This window comes from Methylobacterium sp. WL64 (assembly GCF_008039945.1).
Lineage (GTDB): Bacteria > Pseudomonadota > Alphaproteobacteria > Rhizobiales > Beijerinckiaceae > Methylobacterium.
Genome location: NZ_VRVA01000227.1, coordinates 1 through 3,971 on the forward strand (window position 1 = coordinate 1; position 3,971 = coordinate 3,971).

10 protein-coding genes are annotated in these 3,971 nt (G+C 65.6%); all 10 read left to right on the forward strand.

Annotation, left to right across the window (positions count from 1 at the left end; translation table 11 throughout):
* A partial coding sequence (locus tag FV242_RS33020) for a hypothetical protein (protein WP_306440340.1) occupies nucleotides 1-298 on the forward strand: 298 nt, incomplete at its 5' end.
* Entirely contained in the window at nucleotides 295-648 is a 354-nt protein-coding gene (locus FV242_RS33025; RefSeq protein WP_147941885.1) for a hypothetical protein, read from the forward strand. The genes FV242_RS33020 and FV242_RS33025, both read left to right, overlap by 4 nt.
* Nucleotides 649-752: 104 nt before the next feature.
* Nucleotides 753-1,010 carry a hypothetical protein gene (locus FV242_RS33030; RefSeq protein ID WP_147941886.1) on the forward strand — a complete coding sequence of 86 codons (258 nt, stop codon included), beginning with the start codon at nucleotides 753-755 and terminating at the stop codon, nucleotides 1,008-1,010.
* A gap of 61 nt (nucleotides 1,011-1,071) precedes the next feature.
* A complete protein-coding gene (locus FV242_RS33035) occupies nucleotides 1,072-1,500 on the forward strand; it encodes a DUF5681 domain-containing protein (RefSeq protein WP_147941887.1) in 429 nt (142 codons plus the stop codon).
* The gene (locus tag FV242_RS33040) at nucleotides 1,497-1,838 is read left to right on the forward strand and encodes a hypothetical protein (RefSeq protein WP_147941888.1); all 342 of its coding nucleotides are present in this window, start codon (nucleotides 1,497-1,499) and stop codon (nucleotides 1,836-1,838) included. The genes FV242_RS33035 and FV242_RS33040 overlap by 4 nt, the downstream gene beginning before the upstream one ends.
* The gene (locus FV242_RS33045; RefSeq protein WP_147941889.1) at nucleotides 1,835-2,344 is read left to right on the forward strand and encodes a hypothetical protein; all 510 of its coding nucleotides are present in this window, start codon (nucleotides 1,835-1,837) and stop codon (nucleotides 2,342-2,344) included. The genes FV242_RS33040 and FV242_RS33045 overlap by 4 nt, the downstream gene beginning before the upstream one ends.
* Nucleotides 2,341-2,766 (forward strand): hypothetical protein, encoded by a 426-nt coding sequence (locus tag FV242_RS33050; protein WP_147941890.1) that lies wholly within the window; start codon nucleotides 2,341-2,343, stop codon nucleotides 2,764-2,766. Before FV242_RS33045 ends, FV242_RS33050 begins: the two co-directional genes overlap by 4 nt.
* Entirely contained in the window at nucleotides 2,763-2,999 is a 237-nt protein-coding gene (locus tag FV242_RS33055) for a hypothetical protein (RefSeq protein WP_147941891.1), read from the forward strand. The genes FV242_RS33050 and FV242_RS33055 overlap by 4 nt, the downstream gene beginning before the upstream one ends.
* 5 nt (nucleotides 3,000-3,004) lie before the next feature.
* On the forward strand, nucleotides 3,005-3,439 hold the full coding sequence (locus FV242_RS33060; RefSeq protein ID WP_147941892.1) for a hypothetical protein: 435 nt from the start codon (nucleotides 3,005-3,007) through the stop codon (nucleotides 3,437-3,439).
* Nucleotides 3,440-3,616: 177 nt separating this feature from the next.
* A partial coding sequence (locus FV242_RS33065) for a MucR family transcriptional regulator (RefSeq protein ID WP_147941893.1) occupies nucleotides 3,617-3,971 on the forward strand: 355 nt, incomplete at its 3' end.

Below are 3,971 nucleotides of genomic sequence, written 5' to 3' on the forward strand. Positions count from 1 at the left end.
GCCCGGAGGTGTGCTGATGTCAGCGTCCGCCCGCCCGCCTCACCCCGGACGTACCTTGGCTCAGCGCCGGGCACTCGATGCCATCGGCTGCGGCGAACCTCCGCGCTGCTCTCCGAAGACGTTGAAGTCCCTGCTCGATGCCGGACTGATCGTGGATGTAGGCACCGAGACCCGCCGGGACGCGCTCGGATCCTACCGGGTGCCGGCCTACGCCATGCCGATCCCGGTTCACATGGCCTGGTGCGCGGCGGGCGCCGCCACCAATGAAGAGATGGCCGGACTGGAGGGGTTGGTATGACGCCCCGCGAGCAAGCCGCCTTCAAGGCCGGCATTGAGGTTGCCCAGCAGATGGCGCTCACCGCGGCTGTGACGCTAGAGGTACGGGACGACGCCCGCGAACTCCGCCAGCAGGCCGCCGCTGCCGCCCTTCAGGGCTTCGCCGCCGGGCTCAAGATCGCGTTCCTTGAGCCACCGGCCGATCAGACGCGGATGCGCCGCGTGTTCGAGGCGATCAGCGCGCAGGACGGCGACAGCGGCACCGTTGAATGCCCCGAGTGCAAAGGGCGTCTCTCTTGGGCTCGGGATAGCTTCAATGGCCACCTGCACGGGCAGTGCGAGACGGACGGTTGTTTGAGGTGGATGCAATGACCCTGCATCCCGGCGTCCCGCGGTACCTGCAAGCCGCAATGCCGCGAATGCGCGTTGCAGGTAATTATGATATCCAGTGCCCTGCTTGTTCCAGGACGATGTTCATGTCCTCATCCAGAAGCCTCAATGACTTAGACCGGCGTCTCCTGAAGCTGGAGAGCGCGACGCTTGGCCCGCAGTACCGGAAGGTGGTGTGCTGGGCGATTGAGGGTCCGAAGGATCTGCCTGAGGGGGCAGCCGCCGCGTTCCTTCGGGAGTGCGGTCACGACCTCAGGGACGAGGACCACAACATTATTCGGATCATGGTCGCAGCCGACCGGGATCTGCCGCTGAAGGACATCACGGCGAGGGGCTGCCGATGAGCCGGCGTCCTGTTCTTTTCCTGTTGTTTACAGGAACTTCCGTCTCGCTGAGGGGGCGCTGATGGCGAACGAAGCGACCCAGTTCGAGCCCGGCCGGAGTGGCAATCCTGGCGGCCGTCCGAAGGGTGCCCGCAATCGCTCGACCTCCGCCCTGGAGGCGATCTTCGACGGCGAGAGCGAGGCCCTGACCCGCAAGGTGATCGAGTTGGCCAAGGACGGCGACACGGTCGCGCTGCGCATGTGCATGGACCGTCTGATGCCTGTCCGGAAGGATCGGCCGATCACGTTCACCCTGCCGGAGATCGAGACTGCGGCTGACCTGACCAAGGCGACCAAGGCGCTCCTCCAGGGCGTGGCGGATGGCGAGATCACCCCGTCCGAGGCCGCCGAACTGTCGAAGCTGGTCGAGGCCCACACGAAGGCGATCGAGGCCGTAGATCTCGCGACCCGGCTGAGCGCGCTGGAGCGGTCCGCAGGAGGCAAGCGATGATCCCGAAGCTCATGGATAGGCTGACCCGGCTGGAGGCCGCCACGGCCCTGCCCTCGCAGGGTAAGCACCTCACATTCCGGGTCGAGGCGCCACGGGGAATGCCGGTAGGCGAGATCGTCACGTTTCTCCGCGAACGCGGCCACGCCATCCACGAAGACGACAGCGTGCTCGTCATGAACCTCGCCGCCCACGAGCACGATGGCCTCGCCCCGCTTCGGGACCTGAGCCCAGATCTGGTGACGGAGGATGATCGCGCCCGAGCCGGGAAAGCCAACTGGCCGATCGGCTCCGGATCGTCCTTCACATTCAACTTGGACAGCCCCGGAGGCGCCCGATGATCTCGGATCTGATGAAGCGCCTTGCGCGCCTCGAAGCGGGGCAGGCAGCGGAAGCCGCCGTACCCATGCCGCCGGAGTTGGTGGAGACGAACCTATACGCCGTCGCCATCGCCCTCGGCGGGTATCCTCGGCCGCCCGAACCAGCGCCCTCCTACCGGCAGGACAGCATCAGCGACGGGTTCGCCCGTGGGCTCGGCTACATCGACCGCGACGACATGGAGGCCCGCTGCCTCGCTGATCTCGACGACTGGCAGGCCCGGATCGAGGCTGCCCATGCGGCCCTGGTCGAGAAGTACGTCCAGAACCCATCGGCACGGGGGATCGGCAAAGGTCCCATGTTCCAGATGATGGTTGGCACCTTGGATGAGATCGCGCACGCCAAGGCGGCGCGGCTGCCGGGCACACCGCATCACTGGCCGTCCGAGCACCCGAAGTTCGACCGGGCCGAGGCCAGCATCCACCGGGCGCTCACCTTCTTCGGGATGTCGGAAGGAGTCCCGGCATGACCGCGAACCTGCTGACCCGCCTCGCCCGTCTGGAGGCTACCCAGACCGCGCCGGTCGCGCTGGAGACCTCGTTCAGCCCGGCGTTGCGCCTGCTCCGTCTCCTGCTCGCCGTCTACCTCGGGGATCTCCGTCCAGGTGAAGATGTGGCCGCGGGCGAGGCGCGAGCGCTCGGTTTCCGGACGGCGGCCGTGATGCACGCCGCTATGGTCGCGGAGCGCACCGCCGTGATCGGTTGGGGCTCGCAGCACAACAGTGCGGTGATGCGGATGCTGACGCCGTTCGGGGGCGGATCGGCGTCCGGGATGTTGGCCAACCACGAGGCGCTCACCGCCCTGTTGACGACGCTGCCCGAGACGTTCGCGGATCACCACGACGCCGACCCAAATCAGGTCAGCGCGGCGGCAGAATGGGTGAGCCTATGATTTCGACATCTCTCGAAAAGCGCCTCGCCGCTCTGGAGGCAACCCGCGCCGCCGCGCCCATCAGGCTCACGCCCGAGGAGCGCAAGGAAGCCGCCCGCCAGTACGAGGCGACGTTGCGCGAGGACGATCCGTGTTCGACGGAAGCCGAGGCATACTTCGCGACCGCGACCGTGCATCAACTCGCATCCGACTACGACGCGATGCTGAAGGGCGCTCCCGCGCCGTGGGAGTGACCGCCATGAACGTCACCAGTCTACGCCAGCGGCTGGAGAAGCTGGAGGCTCTGAGCACGTCGAGCGCCGCGCCGCAGCCCCTGCACCCGTTTACCAAGCTGCTTGATATCTTGGTGGCCTACCACCTCGGTGGCCTTGCCGGGAGTGACAGCATCGCGACCGGGATGGCGCGCGGCCTGGGCTACGATAGCCCTCAAATCTTCAGGGCGGCGCTTCTCGCAAAATCGGAAAGCCCGGCCGGTGAAGACCTGAACGCTCGGCGGCGGGACGCCAAGGTACGCCTGTTCGCCCTCAAAGGGGCAGTTCCGGATTGCGACGGGCCGACGTTCGGCGGTGTGGTTGAGGCGCTGTTCTATGAGATGCCTGAAGAGGTCCAGCACCACTCGTTCTTGTCACCGGACAATCGGTTTCCTGAAGCCGTCTATGATTTTTTGCTCTGAGAGGTGAGGGTCGCGGGGACCTGTGCGGCAACGACATCGAAGCCGCTGAGCGGCGTCAGCTCGGGACAATGCATCATTGCAGATGTCAACAATAGACAAGAAAATTCCTCGCCATGATGTATTGCCTTTTCAATCATAGCGGAAGAGTGTGTTGTCCTTCCAAAAGACAGGTGCATTGTGGATCAAGACGCAGAGACCCTCGACGCCCAGCCCGTCGATTTCATTGAACTGACCGCCGACATCGTCTCGGCCTACGTGTCGAAAAACGCCGTCCGGCCCAGTGACATGCCGGAGCTACTCGCCAGTGTGCATGCTGCGATTGCCGGGCTGAGCCAGGGCAGCGCCACCGCGGCCCCGGCGACCGAGAAACTGACCCCATCCCAGATCCGGAAGTCGATCACCCCCGACGCGCTGATCTCCTTCATCGACGGCAAACCGTACAAGACCCTGAAGCGTCACCTGACCGGCAACGGCATGACGATCGAGCAGTACCGGGAGCGCTACGGTCTGCCGCGCGACTACCCCTCTACGG

Bases quoted from the DNA above. Each gene is read 5' to 3' on its own strand.
- FV242_RS33025 (WP_147941885.1), top strand. From the start codon at position 295: ATGACGCCCCGCGAGCAAGCCGCCTTCAAGGCCGGCATTGAGGTTGCC.
- FV242_RS33030 (WP_147941886.1), top strand. From the start codon at position 753: ATGTCCTCATCCAGAAGCCTCAATGACTTAGACCGGCGTCTCCTGAAG.
- FV242_RS33035 (WP_147941887.1), top strand. From the start codon at position 1,072: ATGGCGAACGAAGCGACCCAGTTCGAGCCCGGCCGGAGTGGCAATCCT.
- FV242_RS33040 (WP_147941888.1), top strand. From the start codon at position 1,497: ATGATCCCGAAGCTCATGGATAGGCTGACCCGGCTGGAGGCCGCCACG.
- FV242_RS33045 (WP_147941889.1), top strand. From the start codon at position 1,835: ATGATCTCGGATCTGATGAAGCGCCTTGCGCGCCTCGAAGCGGGGCAG.
- FV242_RS33050 (WP_147941890.1), top strand. From the start codon at position 2,341: ATGACCGCGAACCTGCTGACCCGCCTCGCCCGTCTGGAGGCTACCCAG.
- FV242_RS33055 (WP_147941891.1), top strand. From the start codon at position 2,763: ATGATTTCGACATCTCTCGAAAAGCGCCTCGCCGCTCTGGAGGCAACC.
- FV242_RS33060 (WP_147941892.1), top strand. From the start codon at position 3,005: ATGAACGTCACCAGTCTACGCCAGCGGCTGGAGAAGCTGGAGGCTCTG.